The following is an 18,677-nucleotide window of genomic DNA, read 5'->3' as shown; positions in this document are numbered from 1 at the left end:
TGACACGCAGGGCGGCTGAAGCGGTACACGGCCAGGCACAGAACTCCAGACCGCCCTGCTCGAGGCCCCGGGGAGGCCCCGAGTAGGCCCTTACCTGGGGCTTCCCTGCTTCCCGACAAAGATCGGACCGGGCCGGGTCTCGGGGGCCGGGATGGCCCCGTCGACAGAGGCCGTCCCGTTCACCGGCACCGTCGGGTTCGGCGCGACGGCCCTGGTTGCCGGAACGGTGCCGGTCTCGCCGTTGACCGAGACCCCCGCAAGCGCGGTGCTCTTTGCCCCGCCGTTCGAGCCCGTCCAGCCCTCCGGCGCCGGATCACCCCAGCGCCAGCCGGGGATGATGTGGCGTCGGTAGAACTGCCGGAACTCACGGATGGCCGGGCCGTCTGGCTTGACCAGCAGAGGTTTGGCCGGTGGATTGCGCATCCACTTCAGGACTTCCATGTCGGAGTAGTAGTTCCAGCGAACCAGGAAGAACATGAAGCGGGCGAACGCCTTGTTCAGTGGCATGAAATAGCGGTCCGGACCGATCTTGCGGACGGCGATGCGCCAGGAGAAGGTGAACAGGCCCTCGCGGATCGGGGTCGCGGCGGTGAGCACCGTCAGCAGCGGGGTCTTCCTGTTGATTTTTGTGCTGGTCTGGGTTCGATAGACGCCGATACACGGGGCGGCCATCTCACCGAAGGCGTGGGTGCTGATCGCCTGAAGTCGGGCGTCTCCGGCGTTGCTCAGTGGGTGGAGCTGGAATTCGAACCGGTTTCCCTCGTTCGCCAGCACGGAGTACTCGACCGGCACTTTGATTTTGTGGCTGTACGGGAAGTGATAGGAATCGACAATGTGTTCCGAAATACGTTCGGGGTCGCCACGGCCGATGTATATCTGACCCTTGACGTTCTCGAACCGGTCGGATTCGAAGTGTGACAGGTCGACGAACGCGCGGACGGGTTCCGGGCCGTACCAGAAGTAGATGTTCCCGGCCCGTTCGATCACCGGGATTGAGCGCTGTCGCGCTCGGGCCGGAATCTTGTCCGCCGGCACACGCGACATGGATGTGCAGCGGCCGTCGGTCTCGAACTCCCAGGCGTGGTATCCGCAGGCCAGCCGGTCCTCGGTCACCCAGCCGGATCGGGCCAGGTCGGCGCCGGCGTGGCAGCACAGGGAGTCGATGATGCCGACCTTGCCGCTCTTGGTGCGAAACAGCGCCCACTGGTGTGACATCAGCTCGAGCGGAACGACGTCGCCCGGCTTGAGATCCTCACCGTAGCGGGCGAAGTACCAACCGACCGGGTAGTCGGTGCGCTGTTCCTCACTGACGGGCTGGTTCGCCAGCAGGCGTCGGTCATAAGCCTTCAGCCGTCGTCGCCGAGCCGACACAGGGCCTCCTCTGGATTGTTACCAAATCAATAATGACATCGCTTGGTCGGGTCGTTCCCATCCGGTGCACGGGAATGCCGCGCCATCTGTAGCACCCTGCTTTTCAGGTCAGATGGCTCAGGGGAATCGCACCCCTGGGCTCCCGCAGAACGGAGCGTGACAGTCTCCCGTTGCTCCGCTCCTGCCACCCTCATCAGCCCTCGCGCGACATACCCGGCACGCAGGCCAATATGAAGACAGAATAGTGTCTTCTCCGCGTCGGTCAGAGCAACCTTCATCTCTGACAGATCTCCGTGACGTGAAAAAACCGCTGCCTTCCGGAGGATCTCCCGTTCTTCCCACAGCTGCCGATTCTCCTTCTGGAGCCGGTTCGGCTCGTCGCGCTCCGCGGCGGCCAGCCCGTCGGACCGAATCCCATCCGCGCGTTCGTCCTGGTGTACCCGGTCACGGATTGACTGACCCGACGGGCCATATTCCGCCACCGGCTCCTCAGGTGATCTTCCGGCTCGGACGAGCTCGATCATCTGCCGGCGGAACTCGGCGGTGTAGGGCGGTTCTGATCTCGGCACCTGCGATCCTCCTCGAAACCACTGTCCCAAAGAGCCCAGGTGCGTATGAAATCGGGTCAACTTCACGTGCACCAGATCGCTGGATGCGGCACTGGGTGAGCTGCGGACGGCGGGCTGACCAGCCCCGAAAGACCCCGACGTGGGCGAGGACGTCGAACTGAACGGCACAGACAGCATCGCTAACGTCCCCCGCCCGGCCGGGCGAAGCCCGGCACCGGGGGTTCCAGGGGGTCGCCCCCTGGACAGACATCGCGGCCCCGGCGAAGCCGAACACAGTTCGGCAAGCACGCTAAACAAGCCCGTGGACCTGGGTGGACTTGAACCACCGGCCTCTTCCTTATCAGGGAAGCGCTCTGACCGACTGAGCTACAGGTCCTTGCTGGGCTCCACAGTACCGGATGCGCGGGATGTTCGGGGCAGGCACCCGGGCTGGAAGCCCGTCACGGTCGACGTGTCGCGGCTAGTCGCCCAGGGTGACTTCGATGCCGCCGACCATCTCGGTGCACAGGTTGTAGAGCAGCGCGCCCAGGGTCGCCAGGGCCGTCATCAGGATCACGTTGATCGCGCCGACGAGCAGGCCGATCTCCATGGCTCTGGTGAACGACAACCAGGCGCGTACGCCGCCGTTGCTGCCGTCGGTGAGCGTGTCCGCCGCTTCCACGACGCTGTCGAAGACGCCGATCGAGTTCAGTACGAACCACAGCACGGCAGCGGCAATCATCAGTACGACGAACACGCAGAGGGAGAACGCGAACGTCAGCTGGGCCACCGACAGGGGGTTGACCCGGGTGATGCGCAGCCGGGCCCGCCGTCCCTGCCCGGGTGGGCGCATCGCGGACGGCCCGGTGGCGGTGCCTGTCATCGGCCCGGTGGCCGCCGGCTCCTTCACTCCGCCCCGTTCCCGTACGGGGATCTGGGAGGTGCCGGACGCGCCCGCGCCGGTGGGGTCGGTCGGCCGCTTCACGAGGGGATCCCGAGTACCTGTGGTCCCACCGCGCACCAGCGGGCCTGTTGTGGCACGACGATTAGACGATGCGGGCGTAGCCCGATCGTCACTGTGTGGATGTCCACCGTCCACCCGTTTGAAGGCCTCCGTCTCCGAAGCCTGCGCCGCCGCGGCCGCCGGTCCACGTTTCGACTGTCCCACACCACCGGCATCCCCGCCCGGCGCGCCGCGCGTGACCTGGCCGTCAGTTGCCGGGCGGGCGGCCGGCGATGCACCGGTACCGGTTGAACCGCCGATTTTCTTCGCCGGGCGGCGCAGCGAGATCGTGTCCGAATCGAGCCGGGGCCGCCCGCCGGTGGATGTCGAAGCGGATGCCAGGGCGATGGCTTCCGTGTCGACGCTGTCGGTCACGGTGGGAGATCCTGCCGCTTGACGCGGCGCGGCCGGGTCGCCGGACGGGGTGCCGGCCGTGGTCGGATGTGGCCCGCGCGTCCCCGCCGACGTGCTGGTGGCAGGCCCGGCCGAGCCTGTCGAGCCGGTGGCGGCTGACGTCGGTGATGTCGCCGACGTGGACGATGTGGACAATGCGCCCGGCCGTGGGCCCGCGGCACCCGCCGGGGTGGTTGGGGAGCTCACGGGCCGGCCCGGGGTCGGGCGCCTGGAGGAGGCGTTCGAGCCCGTGGTCGCGGCTTTCCCGTCCGCCCGGCCGGGCTGGGAGCCGGTGTCCGCCTTCTTCGGCGTGGCCGGCCGGGGGGACGGGGATGCCGATGAGCTGGGGGCCGCCCGCTGCGAGGTCCTGGCACCACGGGTGTCACGGGCCTCCCGTGGCATCCGCAGTTCCCGGAGCACCGAGGCCGGCTTCTGCACCTGCGTCCCGTCGTCGTTCGGCCCCGGGCTCGCCGTGGAGCCTGCCCCGGCACCGGAGCCTGGTGACGTTCCCGACACCGATGGTGTCGGGAACGTCGGGGGGGTGGAGGGTTTCGCGGCTCCCGGGCCAGAACGGTCCTGGCCCGGGGCGGCGCGCTGTTCGTTACGGGGTTCCCCGACCCGTCCGGGCGGTTGTTCCGGCCGCGGCGGAGAAGATCCACGGAAGGCCGGTGACCGAGTGGTCCGGTCGTCGTCGCTGTCGCTCACGGTCCATCTCCCGCCTTGCCGCCCGGCCGCCGGTCATCCGTTCTCAGGCTGGGTTTCCCCCGCCGGGAGCGGCTGTCGGACCGCCGTTGGCGTTGTCTTCCGCATCGGCATTACGTGCTACTCCGACGACCTGTACGCCGGCTTCAAGATCGATGAGACGGACCCCCATGGTCTGCCGCTGGGCCCGGCGGACGTCGCGCGCGACCGTCCGCAGCACGCCACCGTTGGACGTGATCGCGTAGAGCTGGTCGTCCGGGCTGACCACGAGGGCGCCGACCAGGCCACCACGGGTGGAGACGATCTTCGCGGTGAGGACGCCCTTGCCGCCGCGCCCCTGCACCGGGTACTCGCCCAGCGACGTCTGCTTGGCGTATCCGCCGCTGGTGGCGACGAGCAGGTTCGCCTCCGACTCCGGCGGGACGACCTCCATCGCGAGCAGTTCGTCGTCGCTGTCGAAGCGCATCCCGATGACACCGGAGGTGGCCCGCCCCATCGGGCGCAGCTGCTCGTCGTCGGCGTGGAAGCGGATGGACTGCGCCTGCCGGCTGACCAGCAGCAGGTCGTCGCCGGCGGAGACGAGCCGGGCCGCGATGAGCTCGTCGTCGTCCCGCAGGTTGATCGCGACGAGCCCGCCGGAGCGGTTCGAGTCGAACTCGGCCAGCGCGGTCTTCTTGCACAGCCCCCGCCTGGTCGCGAGCACCAGGTACGGGGCCGCCTGATAGTCCTTGATCGCCATGACCTCGGCGATGCGCTCGTCCTGGCCGAACGCGAGGATGTTCGCCACGTGCTGGCCCTTGGCGGTGCGGGCCTGCTCGGGCAGCTCGTGCGCCTTGGCCCGGTACACCCGCCCCTTGTTGGTGAAGAACAACAGCCAGTGGTGGGTGGTGGTGACGAAGAAGTGTTCGACGATGTCGTCCTCGCGCAGGGCCGCGCCCTGGACGCCCTTGCCGCCGCGGCGCTGGGAACGGTACAGGTCGGTCTTGGTGCGCTTGGCGTAGCCGCCGCGGGTGACGGTGACGACGACGTCCTCGCGGGCGATGAGGTCCTCGACGGACATGTCGCCCTCGAACGGGACGAGCCTGGTCCGCCGCTCGTCGCCGAACCGGTCGACGATCTCGGTGAGCTCCTCGCCGATGATCTCTCGCTGGCGGGCCGGTGAGGCAAGGATCGCCTCGAGCTCGGCGATCTTCGCCCGCAGCTCGGCCGCCTCGTCAATGATCTTCTGACGCTCGAGCGCGGCGAGCCGGCGCAGCTGCATGTCCAGGATGGCGACCGCCTGGATCTCCGACAGGGAGAACCGGTCCATCAGCTGTCCGCGCGCGGCGTCCGCCGACTCGGCGTTGCGGATCAGATTGATCACTTCATCCAGGTGGTCGAGGGCAATCAGCAGACCCTCGAGCACGTGCAGGCGCTCGCGGGCCTTGCGCAGCTGGTAGCGGGTCCGCCGGACGATCACGTCCACCTGGTGGTCGACGTAGTAGCGCACCATCTGGTCCAGCCGCAGGGTGCGCGGCACCCCGTCGACGATCGCCAGCATGTTCACGCCGAAGGTGTCCTGTAGCTGGGTGTGCTTGTACAGGTTGTTCAGGACGACCTTCGCGACCGCGTCCCGCTTGAGGTCGATGATCAGACGCTGGCCGGTGCGCGCGGAGGTCTCGTCCCGGATGTCGGAGATCCCGCTGATGCGGTTGTCCCGGACCAGTTCGGCGATCTTCTCCGCGAGGTTGTCCGGGTTGACCTGGTACGGCAGCTCGGTGACGACGAGCTGGGTGCGGCCCTTGTTCTCCTCGACCTGCACCACCGCCCGCATCCGGATGCTGCCGCGGCCGGTGCGGTAGGCGTCCTCGATGCCCTGGCGGCCGACGATGAGGCCGGCGGTGGGGAAGTCCGGCCCCTTGATCAGCTCGAGCAGGGCCTCGAGCAGCTCGGAGTCGCTGGCGTCCGGGTGCGCGAGGAACCACTTCACGCCGTCGGCGACCTCCCGCAGGTTGTGCGGGGGGATGTTGGTGGCCATCCCGACGGCGATCCCGCCGGCGCCGTTGACCAGCAGGTTCGGGAAGCGGCTGGGCAGGATCGTCGGTTCCTGCGAACGGCCGTCGTAGTTCGGGGCGAAGTCGACCGTGTCCTGGTCGATGTCGCGCAGCATCTCCATGGCCAGCGGCGCCAGCCGTGACTCGGTGTACCGCATGGCCGCCGGCGGGTCGTTGCCCGGGGAGCCGAAGTTGCCGTTGCCGTCGACCAGCGGGTAGCGCAGCGACCAGGGCTGAGCGAGCCGCACCAGGGTGTCGTAGATCGCCGAGTCGCCGTGGGGGTGGTAGTTACCCATGACGTCACCGACGACGCGCGAACACTTGAAGTAGCCCCGGTCCGGACGGTAGCCGCCGTCGTACATCGCGTACAGGACGCGGCGGTGCACCGGCTTGAGGCCGTCACGGACCTCTGGCAGCGCCCGGCCGACGATGACCGACATCGCGTAGTCGAGGTACGACCGCTGCATCTCGACTTCGATGCCGATGGGCTCGACCCGGTCGCCGGGCGGCGGAGGTAGTACGTCGGTCACGCGGGTCCTTCCATACGGGGATGGTGCGGGTGGTCAGCCATGGATGGTACAAAGTGTCTGTAACCGGACATTCGGGGTGCCGAACCGACTGGACCGCCGCCGGTCGGCTCGCCGCGGTGCCCGCGGCCGCGCGCCTCGCGGCCGGTCAGATGTCAAGGAAACGGACGTCCTTGGCGTTGCGCTGGATGAAGGAGCGCCGGGCGTCGACGTCCTCACCCATCAGGACGGAGAACAGCTCGTCCGCCACGGCGGCGTCGTCCAGGGTCACCTGCAGCAGGATGCGGCGGTCGGGGTCCATGGTGGTGTCCCACAGCTCGGTGGCGTTCATCTCGCCGAGGCCCTTGAAGCGCTGGATGGCGTCCTTGGGCAGTTTGCGGCCGGCCTCGATGCCGTGTTCGATCAGGCCGTCGCGCTCCCGGTCGGAGTAGGCGTACTGCCAGTCCTCCCGCCCCCATTTGATCTTGTAAAGGGGCGGCTGGGCGAGGAAGACGTAGCCGGCCTCGACCAGCGGGCGCATGAACCGGAACAGCAGCGTCAGCAGCAGCGTGCGGATGTGCTGGCCGTCGACGTCCGCGTCCGCCATCAGGACGATCTTGTGATAGCGGAGCTTGCTGGCGTCGAAGTCGTCGTGGATACCGCAGCCGAGCGCCTGGATCAGCGCCTGGACCTCGGTGTTCTTCAGCACCCGATCGATACGGGCCTTCTCCACGTTGAGGATCTTCCCGCGCAGCGGGAGGATCGCCTGGAACTTCGAGTCCCGGCCGCCCTTGGCGGAGCCGCCGGCCGAGTCACCCTCGACGATGTAGAGCTCGCAGCGCTCCGGGTCGGTGTACTGGCAGTCGGCGAGCTTGCCGGGCAGGCCGGTGCCCCCGAGCAGGCCCTTGCGCCTGGTCAGGTCGCGAGCGGCGCGGGCTGCGATCCGCGCCCGCTGGGCGTCCAGCGCCTTGCTGACGATCGCCCGGGCCTCGACCCGGTTGGCCTCGAGCCAGTCCTTCAGCGCCGAATAGCACATCTCCTGGATGAACCGCTTGGCCTCGCTGTTGCCGAGCTTCGTCTTGGTCTGGCCCTCGAACTGCGGCTGCGCCAGCTTCACCGAGATGATCGCGGTCAGGCCCTCGCGGATGTCGTCGCCGGCGAGGCGCTCGTCGGCGTTCTTGCCGTTGGACTTCGGGGGCTTGAGCAGGTTCTGGTCCTTGGCGTAGGCGTTGACCGCGCTGGTCAGCGCCGCGCGGAAGCCCTCCTCGTGGGTGCCGCCCTCGTGGGTGTTGATGGTGTTGGCGAACGTGTAGACCGACTCGTTGTAACCGGAGTTCCACTGCATCGCGAGCTCGGCCTCGATGCCGGTGCCCTTGGAGTCCAGCGAGATGACGGTCTTGTGGATCGGATCCTTGCTGGCGTTGAGGTGCTCGACGAAGTCGACGAGCCCGCCGGCGTAACGGTAGGTGACCTCGAGGGGCTCCTCGGGACGCTCGTCCCGCAGGCTGATCGTCAGCCCCTTGTTCAGGAAGGCCATCTCCTGCAGCCGGCGGGAGAGGGTCTCGTACTTGTAGTCGGTCGTCTCGAAGATCGTGTCGTCGGCCCAGAAGGTGACGGTCGTACCGGTCTTCCTCGTGGGGGCACCCTTGGCCAGCGGCGCGGCCGGACGGGTGTTCTCATACGGCTGGAACCAGGTGAAGCCCTCCCGGCGGATCTCCACCTCGAGCCGGGTGGACAGGGCGTTCACCACGCTCACGCCGACCCCGTGCAGACCGCCGGAGACCGCGTACGACTTGCCGTCGAACTTCCCGCCGGCGTGCAGCGTGGTCAGGACGACCTCGACCGCCGGGCGCTTCTCCGTCGGATGCTCACCCACCGGGATACCACGGCCGTTGTCGGAGACCCGGACACCGCCGTCGGCGAGCAGGGTCACACCGATCGTGTCGCAGTAGCCGGCCAACGCTTCATCCACAGCGTTGTCCACAACCTCGTAGACGAGATGATGAAGACCACGCTCACCGGTGGAGCCGATGTACATACCCGGACGCTTGCGAACCGCGTCGAGACCCTCAAGAACCTTGATCGAACTTGCATCGTAGGCCACGCGGTTATGTCCCCTCGTCCTCAACTGCGCACAACGCGAGAAGCGTCTTCTGAGTCTACCTGGCGTACCGACCAGAAGGACGCGGGGTGGCCCCTGGCATCCGCGCAGCGTCCCGAACAGCTTTCCATCGAACCCCCGTACGCAGGGGTTACCCGCACGACGCCTGTGGGCGATCCGGAGACCCTGCGTCCGGGCCGCGGGCAACCTCCGGGACGCCCTGAACGTCCGGGATGCCCGCGACGCCCGACTGCGGGCCGAGCGGTGCGGCCGGGTGCCCGGGCGGCCATGGCACAACGGCGCCGTCCGGGCACCGTCGGCGGCCACGACGCCCGTCCGGCTGTCACTGTCCACAGGCCGCGGCCCGCGGACGCGGCCCCATGCGGCGCGCGGGCCGTGGGGCCGGCCGGCCCCACGGCCCGACCTGCTCGAATCCCGATCCTGTCGAGCGGGGCCGGCCGGTTCAGCCGTAGGTGTCACGGGGGCCGCGCCCGCCGGGTGCCTGCAACGGGCCGTGCCGCCAGCTCGGCGCGGTCGGGCCCCGGACAATGATCCGGCGCACGACGTCCGGCCCGAGCTCTGTGCGCAGGGTGGCCAGCAGCTGCCGGGACAGCAGCCGCAGCTGGGTCGCCCAGGCCGTCGACTCGGCGGCGAGTTCCAGCTCGCCATCACGCAGGGAGACCGGATGGCAGCGTGCGGAGATGTTCGGGCCGACCAGGGCCTCCCAACGGGCCAGCACCGACGCGTCCGTCGCCTGGTCCTGCCAGCCGCGTTCGGCAAGCAGCCGTTGCACCGTGGCACCCAGCGTGACTGGTTCGACCCATTCCCGGCCGGGCGCGGCCATCCCGGGCAGCCGCGGCCGGCGCGCCGGCCGCCGTGCCGGGTCGGACCGGCCGTCACCGCTGGCCGCGCCATCGCCCTCACCCGCGCGCCCGCCACCGCGACCAGCCGCCCGTGCCCTCGCCCGCGCATCCTCCTTTGCCCGAGCCAGGACGAGACGGGCGAGATCAGCCCCGCGCGCGGGCTGCTCGCCGGACCCGCCTTCGTTCTCGTTACGTTGAGTCCCGTCACGTTGAGCGATTTTGTTACGTTGAGCGATGTCGGCCTCGTGTGTGGGCTCGTCACCGCTGGGCGAGCGTCCGCGACGGCCAGCGACCGACCCGCGGCCAACGGGTGGCGATCCGCTGTCAGACGTACCGTCGCTGGGTGACTTCTTGTGGTCATCCGATGCTGCCTGGTGCCTGTCGGGAACCGGCGCACGGCCAGCGGATACCGGCCCGCGGCGGCCGGTGGTAGCGGCCGCCGGCCGATCGCCGGCGGTAGCCCCACCCGGGGTATCCGGATCATCCGGGGCATGCAGGGCATTCGGGTCATCCAACACGGCTGACCTTCCCGTCCGCCACCGTGAACCGCGCCCCGGCCAGGGCGGCGGGCACATCCGCCTCGACCGCGGCGGTCACCAGCACCTGCTCGGCCGAGCGGATCAGCTCCGCCAGCCGGTCGCGACGATGCGTGTCGAGTTCGGCGAACACGTCGTCCAGCAGCAGGACCGGTTCGCGCTGGTCGTCCTGGAGCAGCTCGAACGACGCGAGCTTGAGCGCGAGAGCCAGCGACCACGACTCGCCGTGGCTGGCATAGCCGCGCGCCGGCCGCCCGCTGATCGACAGCAGCAGCTCGTCACGGTGCGGGCCGACCAGGGTCGCCCCTCGTTCGATCTCCTGCTGCCGGACCGCGGCGAGCTCGGCGAGCATCGCCTCCGCCAGGACCGTCCGGTCGGGAACCGGCTCGCCACCGGCCTGACCGCCCACCGGGTCACCTGTCCGGTTACCTGTCTGATCAGGCACCGGGCCGCCGGCCCGCTCGGCCACGCGCGCGACCACGCTCGAGCGGTATTCCACACCGGTCAGCTCCCGCTCGCCGGCCGGTGCCACCACCGAACCAGCCACATCGGCCGCGGCGGCTGATCCGTCCGGCGTGCCCGGCGCGTCCGCTCCAGCCAGCATGTCCGGTTCCACCGTCGCGCCCGGTCCGGGCGGTGCGACCGGTGCGACCGGTCCAGGCTGCCCGGCCGGTACGGCCGGTACGGCCGGTACAGCTGACGGCCGGGGGACCGGCGCGGACGCGACCGCGCGGTAGGCGGCCGCCACCCGTGGCCGCAGCTGTTCGACCAGCGCCAGCCGCGCGGCCAGCAGCTCGCAGCCGTGCCGGACCAGGTGGGAGTCCCACACGTCCAGGGTGCGCAGATCACCGGCACGGCCGGAGCGCCGTGCCGCCCCGGCCGTCCGCAACAGCGTCGACCGCTGGCGCAGGACCTTGTCGTAGTCGGCGAGCACACCGGCGAGCCGGGGGGTGCGGGCCACCAGCAGATCGTCGAGGAACCGCCGGCGCCCGGCCGGATCCCCCTTGACCAGGGCCAGGTCCTCCGGAGCGAAGAACACCATGACCAGCAGGCCGAGAACGTCGTGGGAGCGGGCGAGGGGAGCCCGGTTGAGCCGGGCGCGGTTCGCCCGGCCCGGGATGATCTCGATCTCGACCAGCGCGGCGCGGTCGCCCCGCGCGATCCGGGCCCGCACCGCGGCGCTCGTGGCGCCCTCGCGGACCAGTGGGGCGTCCGAGGCCACCCGGTGGCTGCCGAGTGTCGCCAGGTAGCCGACGGCCTCCAGCAGGTTGGTCTTGCCCTGCCCGTTGGAGCCGACGAACGTGTTCACCCCGGGTGCGAGCAGCAGATCCAGTGCCGGGTAGGACCGGAAGTCCACCAGCGACAGATGGGTGAGACGCACGTCACCCGGACAGCCGGATCGGCATGAGCAGGTACCGGTAGTCCGGGACCTCACCGTCGTCGGGCGCCTTGCCGGTGAGGATGGCGGGCTTCTTGGACGCCTCGTCCGGGTCATCAGCGCTGGCGAACCCGACGTGGACGACATCGGACTCCAGCGCACCCAGGCCGTCGAGCAGGTACGACGGGTTGAAGGCGATCGACAGCGACGGTCCGTCGTAGCCGATCGTCAACGTCTCCTGGGCCTGGGCCTCACCGCCGGCCCCGGCCTCCAGAACCAGTTGATCGTCGGAGAAGCTCAACTGGACCGGGGCGGTGCGGGCGGCGACCAGCGCGACACGCTTGACAGCCTCGGCGAACGGGGCGATCTCGACCTGGGCGGTCAGCGGTGAGCTGTCGGGCAGCAGCCGCTGGTAGGGCGGGAACGAGCCGTCCACCAGGCGGGTCGTGGTCTGACGGCCGCCACCGGCGAACCCGGCCAGCGCCTCCCCGGAGGGACCCGAGCCGAGGGAGATCGCGACCTCCACACCGGATCCGGACAGAGACTTCGCCGTCTCGCTCAGTGTACGTGCCGGCACCATGGCCACGCCGTCGGCCGTCTCGGACGCCGGGCGCCATCGCAGCTTCCGGACCGCCAGCCGGTAGCGGTCGGTAGCGGCCAGGGTGAGGACATCGCCGTCGATCTCGACCCGCACACCGGTGAGGACGGGCAGGGTGTCGTCCTTGCCGGCGGCGACGGCGACCTGCGAGACGGCCCCGGCGAACGCCGCGCCCTCGATGTGGCCGGTGACCGCCGGCATCGGCGGCAGCGCCGGGTAGTCGTCCACCGACATGGTCGGCAGGGTGAAACGCGCGTTGCCACAGGTGAGGACCACCCGCGCGCCGTCGGTGTACAGGTCGACCGGCGCGGACGGGAGGGCCCTGGTGATCTCGGCGAGCAGCTTGCCGGAGACCAGGGCCCGGCCCTCCTGCTCGATCGTCGCGTCCACACCGGACTGGGCGGCCACCTCGTAGTCGAAGGCCGCGACCGACAGCGACGGCCCGGTGGCGTCCAGCATGAGGCCGGCCAGGACCTGAAGCTGGGAGGTCGCCCGGGTCGGCAGTGTGCGCGCCGTCCATGCCACGGCATCGGTGAAGTCGTCCCGTTCAACCCGGAACTTCATGATTCGCCCTTCTGAACCGTTCGTCCTCGTGACCACGCCGACCTGTCATGCCGGCTGCTGCTGACAGGTGCGGGTTCCGCCAGATGCTGCCGGCGGCCCGACGACCACGTTCGCAGGTCCGACCGCTGTCGTGCCGCTGCCTGTCGTTGTCGAACCACTGTCGAGCCACTGCCAGGCCACCATGCCGCATCCGGTACGGCGTTCCAGCATCGCAGGCTTCGGCCGGCGGCTCACAGCGGGGCCTGACACGAGGCTGGCGCGAGGCCCGGCATGAGGCTGGCACTGCCGCGGTGGCCCGCTGTGCGTGACGAGATCCCGGACGGCGATCCAAAGGCGACGCGCGGACGATCATGCGAGGTTGTCCCCAGGCCCAACTTCCAGTGGGGTTGTTCATTAAAAAACGATCTAGTTCGTCGTGTCAGTAGGGGCGGTGGATACTGGGGACAACTTGCGTTTTCGCAGGTCAAGAGCTTGAAGGGGGGTGCGGATCGTGTGGAAACCGCTGTGCCCAGCTCCAGTGGATTTCCACCGCCGGCCTGTTTGTCCCCCGCTCGTCCCCTGTTGTTCGCAGTCTGTCCCCCGGCTGTGCACAGTTTCCACACAGCCTGTCCCCCGTTACGCACAGGCCGCCGCGGGCCTCCGCCCACGGATTCCACAGGGTTTTCCACAAGCTGTGCACAAGACTCCACAGGAACACCGGCGCGGATCCGGCTACCAGCAGTAGCTCCTACCCCTGCTTCGCCCGGGTCATGCCTGTCGGGCCTGTCGAGTCGGGCGTGCCTGTCGAGCCGGTCAGGCCTGTCGGGTCTGTGCCCGGATGCGGTTGGTCAGTTCGGTGACCTGGTTGTAGATCGCCCGGCGTTCGGCCATCAATCCCCGGATCTTGCGGTCGGCGTGCATCACCGTGGTGTGGTCCCGGCCGCCGAAGTGCTGGCCGATCTTCGGCAGCGACAGGTCGGTCAGCTCCCGGCACAGGTACATGGCGATCTGCCGGGCGGTGACCAGCACCCGGCTGCGGGACGTGCCGCACAGGTCCTCCATGGACACGCCGAAGTACGTCGCGGTCGCGTTCATGATCGCGGCAGCGGTGATCTCCGGGTCGGCCGCGTCCGGGATCAGGTCCCGCAGGACGATCTCGGCCAGCGTCCGGTCGACGTGCGACTTGTTCAGGCTCGCGAACGCAGCCACCCGGATCAGCGCGCCCTCCAGCTCCCGGATGTTGCGCTCGATGTGGGTCGCGATGTACTCCAGCACGTCGCCGGGGACCGGCAGTCGCTCGGTGGCGGCCTTCTTCGACAGGATCGCGATCCTGGTCTCCAGGTCGGGCGGGGTGACATCGGTGATCAGGCCCCACTCGAACCGGCTGCGCAGCCGGTCCTCCAGCGCCGAGAGCTGCTTGGGGGAACGGTCGGAGGAGATGACGATCTGCTTCTCGGTGTCGTGCAGCACGTTGAAGGTGTGGAAGAACTCCTCCTGGGTGCGTTCCTTGTTCTCCAGGAACTGGATGTCGTCAACCAGGAGCACGTCAGTGTCCCGGTAGCGGCGTTGGAACGCCTGCTGCCGGTCGTCCCGGATCGAGTTGATGAAGTCGTTGGTGAACTCCTCCGAGCTGACGTACTTCACCCGCGATTCCGGATACAGCTTCAGCGTGTAGTGGCCGATCGCGTGCAGCAGGTGGGTCTTGCCGAGCCCGGAGTCGCCGTAGATGAACAGCGGGTTGTACGCCTTCGCCGGCGCCTCGGCGACGGCCACCGCAGCCGCGTGCGGGAATCGATTGCTGTCACCGATGACGAACGTCTCGAACACGTAACGTGGATTCAGCCGGGTCGGCTCGTAGGACCGGGGCGCCGGGTCGCGTCCGAGGCCCGGGGTGATCCTGGCTGTGTCCGCAGCGGACGCAGCGGACACAGCGGGCGTGGCAGACACGGGGGATACCGGGGAGGTGGGCAGCGGTAGCTGGATCGGCCCGGTCATCGGCTCCGGGTCGGGCAGGTGCTCGACGGTGACCGCCACCCGGATCTCTCGTCCATAGGCTGTGGACAAAGCTGTGGACAGAAACGGTCGGAGGCGCGAGTCGAGCAGGTCCTTGGTGAACTCGTTCGGGGCCGCGAGCAGCGCGGTGTCCTGGACGAGGCCGAGCGGACGGGTCAGGCGCAGCCACGCCCGCTGCTGGGCCGACAGGGTGCCGTCCGCGACCCCGGCGACGGCCTGTCCCCACACGGCGGACAGGTCCGGTTCCTCGACAGGCACCCTGCCTGACATGCCGGCGGAGGGATCGGCGCTAAGGTCTGTCACGAGGCGGGCTCCTCCGAAGACGTCGGACGGGTGGACAGGGCCGAACCGGGCGCCTGCGACCACCCCTGCCGGGGCAGTTCTCCACATGGTCGTCCACAAGCTGTGTACGACCATGACACCGCACCGGCAAAGCCGCTTTCGCGCCGCCCCCACCCGGCGCGCCAGCGCGGCCGGCCGACACCCGCCGGCCCGCCCCCGCACGGCGGGGCTTGATAGTCTCAGGCGTCGGGTTGCGGCGACAGTGCGCTCTCGGGTGGGTGTCTCCACCGCGTTCTGTACCGTTTCCGTGGCTAGTGTTGTCCTTTGCCCGTCTGGCGTCCGGAGTCCTCTGTGAGCAAGCGCACCTTCCAGCCGAACAACCGCCGGCGTGCCAAGACGCATGGTTTCCGGCTCCGGATGCGGACCCGTGCCGGTCGTGCCGTGCTCTCGGCCCGTCGCCGCAAGGGCCGCAGCGAGCTGTCTGCCTGAGATCCACCCGCGTCCCGGTCCTTTTCGCGTCATGCTGCCCGTTCGGAACCGTGTCCGGACCAGGGCCGAGCATGCCTCGATCAGTGGCGCCGGCCGTCGCGGCCGCAGCGGCCCACTGGTCATCCACAGTCTGATTGTGGACAACCACGCTGTGGACGGTGGTCCGGAGCCGGTCGTCACACTTCCGCCACGGGTCGGTTTCGTCGTGGGACGCAAGGTGGGGAACGCGGTCGTGCGCAACCGCGTCCGCAGACGCCTGCGGGAGCAGGTCCGTGCCCGCCTCGACCGCCTCCCCGCCGGAACACTCGTGATCGTGCGAGCCTTACCGGAGAGCGCCACCGCATCCTCGGACGAACTGGGGCGGGCGCTTGAGCGGGGCCTGCGCGGCCGTCTCGTCCCGGCCACCCCTGGCACAGCCGGGGCAGGCATGGCTGGGACGGTCACAAGGCCCACCGGCACCACCGGTACCGCTGGCACCGCGGACCGGCAGTCACGATGAGCCGCGGTGGCGTTGCGCTGGCCGCGGGCCTGGTCGTCGTGATCGACCTGCTCGCCGCCACCCGCCTGGCCGGGCGGCTCGCGCCACGGATGTCCCGTGGCCGGGACGGCGTGGTGCGCAGCCCGCTGGCCTGGGTACTGCGCATGATGATTGCTTTCTACCGGGCCGTCTGGTCCCCACGCAGCGCGGGGCTCTGCCGCTTCGAGCCGTCCTGCAGCGCGTACGGGCTGGAGGCGGTGCGTCGTTACGGCGGGGTCCGGGGCGGCCTGCTGGCGGCCTGGCGGCTGCTGCGCTGCCAGCCGCTGTCGGCCGGTGGCCACGACCCGGTGCCGGCGCGTGCCGACACCCCGCCAGGCCGCCCCGGGCGCTTCGGCGGGCCGGCCGGTGAACGCGGTGTCCCCGCCGGTGAGCAGGCCGCTCAGGCCGTGGCCGCGGGTGCGCGGCAGCGGCTGGACCCGCACCCGAACTCGCCCGAACCGACCGCGTCCCGCTGTGGCACGAGGGTCTAAGGAGACGAACCAGTGCTGGATCCCCTCTACCATCTCGCGGCGAACGCGATCGTCTTCTTTCACGGGGGCTTCGGGCCGATCTTCGGCCGGGACAGCTTCTTCGCGTGGGCGCTGTCGGTCGTCCTGCTGGTGATCTGCGTCCGGATCATGATCTTTCCGCTGTTCGTCAAGCAGGTGAAGGCCCAGCGGACGATGCAGCTGATGCAGCCGAAGATCAAGGAGATCCGGGACAAGTACGGCCATGACCGGCAGCAGATGAATGCCAAGATCATGGAGTTGCAGAAGGAACATGGCAACCCGCTGCTCGGGTGCCTGCCGATCCTGCTCCAGATCCCCCTGTTCATCGCGCTGTTCCACGTCTTCAGCCACCTGCGGCCGGTCGACCGGCCCGGCGGCGTGCTGGAGTGGGCTCCCCGGGTCGGGCTGACCGCCCAACAGGTGCAGCAGATCGCCGAGGCCAAGCTGCTCGGCGTCTCGCTGTCCACCTCGTTCACCTCGTCGTCGAACTTCCTGGAGTTCGTCCAGGCGAACGGGACGAACGTCAAGATCTTCGCGGTCACGCTGATCGTCCTGATGGGTGCGACGACGTTCCTCACCCAGCGGCAGATCATGGCGCGGACCGGGCCGGTCGATCCGCAGCAGGCGATCGTGCAGAAGGTCCTGCTCTACGGCTCCCCGATCATGCTCGCGGTGTTCGGCTTCCAGTTCCCGATCGCTGTCCTGCTGTACTGGCTGACCACCAACCTGTGGAGCATGGGCCAGCAGTTCTTTGTGATCAAGAAGATGCCGCCGCCGGCCGTGCAGGGCGCCGGTGGGCAGGTGCCGAGCACCCGGTCGGCGCCCGGGGCGAAGAACGCGTCCGGGACGAAGAACAGGACATCGCAGCCGGCGCCGGCCCGTCCCGCACCAGGTGCCCGGCCAACCAACAAGGGTAAGAACCGACCGGGTGCGGCCTCGCCGGCCACGGGCTCGACCGCCGCGTCGACCGACAGGACGCCGGGTGGCGCAGGCCAGGCCGAAACCGGAGCCGGCAAGACGGCGAACTCCAACAAGGCCGTGCGCAAGGCTCCGCCAGGAACCCGTTCCCCCCGAGGCGGCTCCGCGCAGTCCTCGCAGCCGGCCCAGCAGCCGGCCCAGCCGAAACAGCCGACTCAGCCCGCCCGCCCGTCGAAGGCATCCGACGCGGCCGAGGCCGGCGAGGCGGTACCGCAGCCGGCGCAGACACAGAACGGGTCCGCTCCGGCCGGTGACGACGCCCAGCCCCGGGCGGGAAAGCCCCATGCCACGGCGGGCGTACGCCGGCATACAGGTGGTTCCCGGCCCGCCAAGCGACGTGGCAAGGGCGGCCGCCCCGGAGGCCGACGGTGACCGTTCCCGCGGTGACCATTCCTGCCGGGAATCGGCGCCGGGCTCGCCCGACCCGCGATCCGCAGACGTCCACCCGTGTAAGGAGCTGCTCTGATGACCGGTTCCGCATCTGACCTGGCCGCCGCCGACATCACGGTCAGCGGGGTCGAACAGGCCGACGGCCTGTCCACACCGGCCACCTCCCGGCCGGCGCCTCCCGGCGGGGAGGACAGCCCCGCCCCGCCGGCGGTGAACGGCCGGCAACGGATCGCCGACCTGGAACAGGAAGGGGAGATCGCCGCCGACTATCTGGAGGCGCTGCTCGACATCGTCGACCTGGACGGCGACCTCGACCTGGACGTCGAGGGGGAGCGAGCCGTGGTCGCCGTCGTCGGTGACGGGCTCGACCTGCTGGTGGGCAGCCGGGGGGAAACGCTCGAGGCGCTCCAGGAACTCACCCGGCTGGCGGTGCTCCAGAAGACCGGCGTGCGCAGCCGGCTCATGCTCGACGTGGGCGGGCACCGCGCGCGGCGGCGGGCCGAGCTGCGCGACCTGGCCACGGCGGTCGCCGAGCGGGTGAAGGCGGGAGCCCGGCCGGAGAAACTCAAGCCGATGACACCGTTCGAGCGCAAGGTCGTCCACGACCTGATCGCGACCATCGACGGCGTCGTCAGCGAGTCCGAGGGCGAGGAGCCCCAGCGCCGCGTGGTCGTCCTCCTCGCGAACTGACACCCCGCCAGCCGGTGATGGAGTGCTGAACGCTCCTTCCCGCGGACCGGCTCCGACCCTTCCACATGCGAGGCAGTCGCATGTGGAAGGGTCGTATGGGGGGAGCAAGGAAGAGGATTGGCGGATGCAAAGACGGCGAGCTCAGAGCCGTCGCGCGGCGCGGGGCTGAGGCCCGCGGCCCGCGTCCACCGGTTCCTCGTCCGGACGCGGGTACCGGCGGGTCGAAGTACGGAA

General features: G+C 69.6%; 13 protein-coding genes and 1 tRNA gene. 5 read left to right on the top strand and 9 right to left on the bottom strand.

From position 1 onward, the window contains the following. Positions 1 to 90: 90 nt before the first annotated feature. The 9 genes from FSYMDG_RS00075 to dnaA all read right to left on the bottom strand — a co-directional run bounded on the left by FSYMDG_RS00075 (position 91) and on the right by dnaA (position 14,891). Positions 91 to 1,371 carry a Rieske 2Fe-2S domain-containing protein gene (locus FSYMDG_RS00075; protein ID WP_013871605.1) on the bottom strand — a complete coding sequence of 427 codons (1,281 nt, stop codon included), beginning with the start codon at positions 1,369 to 1,371 and terminating at the stop codon, positions 91 to 93. 871 nt (positions 1,372 to 2,242) lie between these two features. Next, a tRNA-Ile gene (locus FSYMDG_RS00070) sits at positions 2,243 to 2,316 on the bottom strand. Positions 2,317 to 2,400: 84 nt separating this feature from the next. Beyond that, a complete protein-coding gene (locus FSYMDG_RS27645) occupies positions 2,401 to 3,297 on the bottom strand; it encodes a DUF3566 domain-containing protein (protein WP_237702920.1) in 897 nt (298 codons plus the stop codon). 766 nt (positions 3,298 to 4,063) lie between these two features. Continuing rightward, positions 4,064 to 6,580, bottom strand: a complete 2,517-nt coding sequence (gene gyrA, locus FSYMDG_RS00055) for a DNA gyrase subunit A (protein WP_013871602.1) — start codon at positions 6,578 to 6,580, stop codon at positions 4,064 to 4,066. Between the two features lie 145 nt (positions 6,581 to 6,725). After that, complete coding sequence (gyrB, locus tag FSYMDG_RS00050; RefSeq protein ID WP_013871601.1) at positions 6,726 to 8,660, bottom strand: DNA topoisomerase (ATP-hydrolyzing) subunit B; 1,935 nt, start codon at positions 8,658 to 8,660, stop codon at positions 6,726 to 6,728. Positions 8,661 to 9,120: 460 nt separating this feature from the next. Next, on the bottom strand, positions 9,121 to 9,501 hold the full coding sequence (locus tag FSYMDG_RS27640; protein ID WP_237702919.1) for a DUF721 domain-containing protein: 381 nt from the start codon (positions 9,499 to 9,501) through the stop codon (positions 9,121 to 9,123). A gap of 526 nt (positions 9,502 to 10,027) precedes the next feature. Continuing rightward, positions 10,028 to 11,437: a DNA replication/repair protein RecF gene (locus tag FSYMDG_RS00040; RefSeq protein ID WP_013871599.1), complete on the bottom strand. Its 1,410-nt coding sequence runs from the start codon at positions 11,435 to 11,437 to the stop codon at positions 10,028 to 10,030. Between the two features lies 1 nt (position 11,438). Beyond that, a complete protein-coding gene (dnaN, locus tag FSYMDG_RS00035; protein ID WP_013871598.1) occupies positions 11,439 to 12,596 on the bottom strand; it encodes a DNA polymerase III subunit beta in 1,158 nt (385 codons plus the stop codon). A gap of 792 nt (positions 12,597 to 13,388) precedes the next feature. Continuing rightward, positions 13,389 to 14,891: a chromosomal replication initiator protein DnaA gene (dnaA, locus tag FSYMDG_RS00030; RefSeq protein WP_013871597.1), complete on the bottom strand. Its 1,503-nt coding sequence runs from the start codon at positions 14,889 to 14,891 to the stop codon at positions 13,389 to 13,391. A 330-nt stretch (positions 14,892 to 15,221) separates the two neighbouring features. Between dnaA and rpmH the strand changes: the two genes are divergently transcribed. From rpmH to FSYMDG_RS00010, 5 genes are all read left to right on the top strand, one after another. Then, positions 15,222 to 15,359 (top strand): 50S ribosomal protein L34, encoded by a 138-nt coding sequence (gene rpmH / locus FSYMDG_RS23635; protein WP_013871596.1) that lies wholly within the window; start codon positions 15,222 to 15,224, stop codon positions 15,357 to 15,359. Between the two features lie 31 nt (positions 15,360 to 15,390). Further along, positions 15,391 to 15,858, top strand: a complete 468-nt coding sequence (rnpA, locus tag FSYMDG_RS00025) for a ribonuclease P protein component (protein WP_013871595.1) — start codon at positions 15,391 to 15,393, stop codon at positions 15,856 to 15,858. Continuing rightward, the gene (gene yidD, locus FSYMDG_RS23630; protein WP_013871594.1) at positions 15,855 to 16,367 is read left to right on the top strand and encodes a membrane protein insertion efficiency factor YidD; all 513 of its coding nucleotides are present in this window, start codon (positions 15,855 to 15,857) and stop codon (positions 16,365 to 16,367) included. The genes rnpA and yidD overlap by 4 nt, the downstream gene beginning before the upstream one ends. Before the next feature lie 12 nt (positions 16,368 to 16,379). Further along, positions 16,380 to 17,735 carry a membrane protein insertase YidC gene (gene yidC, locus FSYMDG_RS00015; protein ID WP_013871593.1) on the top strand — a complete coding sequence of 452 codons (1,356 nt, stop codon included), beginning with the start codon at positions 16,380 to 16,382 and terminating at the stop codon, positions 17,733 to 17,735. A gap of 93 nt (positions 17,736 to 17,828) precedes the next feature. After that, entirely contained in the window at positions 17,829 to 18,443 is a 615-nt protein-coding gene (locus FSYMDG_RS00010; RefSeq protein WP_013871592.1) for a protein jag, read from the top strand. The last annotated feature ends 234 nt before the right edge of the window (positions 18,444 to 18,677 follow it).

The sequence above is a fragment of the Candidatus Protofrankia datiscae genome, assembly GCF_000177615.2.
In the GTDB taxonomy this organism is placed as follows: Bacteria; Actinomycetota; Actinomycetes; order Frankiales; family Frankiaceae; genus Protofrankia; species Protofrankia coriariae.
The sequence above is the reverse complement of the archived record's forward strand: the minus strand, read 5'-3'. Positions and strand labels throughout refer to the sequence as shown.

What these genes read in the sequence shown, in the direction of transcription:
- FSYMDG_RS27640 (WP_237702919.1), bottom strand. Translation starts at nt 9,501, where the DNA reads ATGGCCGCGCCCGGCCGGGAATGGGTCGAACCAGTCACGCTGGGTGCC.
- dnaN (WP_013871598.1), bottom strand. Translation starts at nt 12,596, where the DNA reads ATGAAGTTCCGGGTTGAACGGGACGACTTCACCGATGCCGTGGCATGG.
- rnpA (WP_013871595.1), top strand. Translation starts at nt 15,391, where the DNA reads ATGCTGCCCGTTCGGAACCGTGTCCGGACCAGGGCCGAGCATGCCTCG.
- yidD (WP_013871594.1), top strand. Translation starts at nt 15,855, where the DNA reads ATGAGCCGCGGTGGCGTTGCGCTGGCCGCGGGCCTGGTCGTCGTGATC.
- FSYMDG_RS00010 (WP_013871592.1), top strand. Translation starts at nt 17,829, where the DNA reads ATGACCGGTTCCGCATCTGACCTGGCCGCCGCCGACATCACGGTCAGC.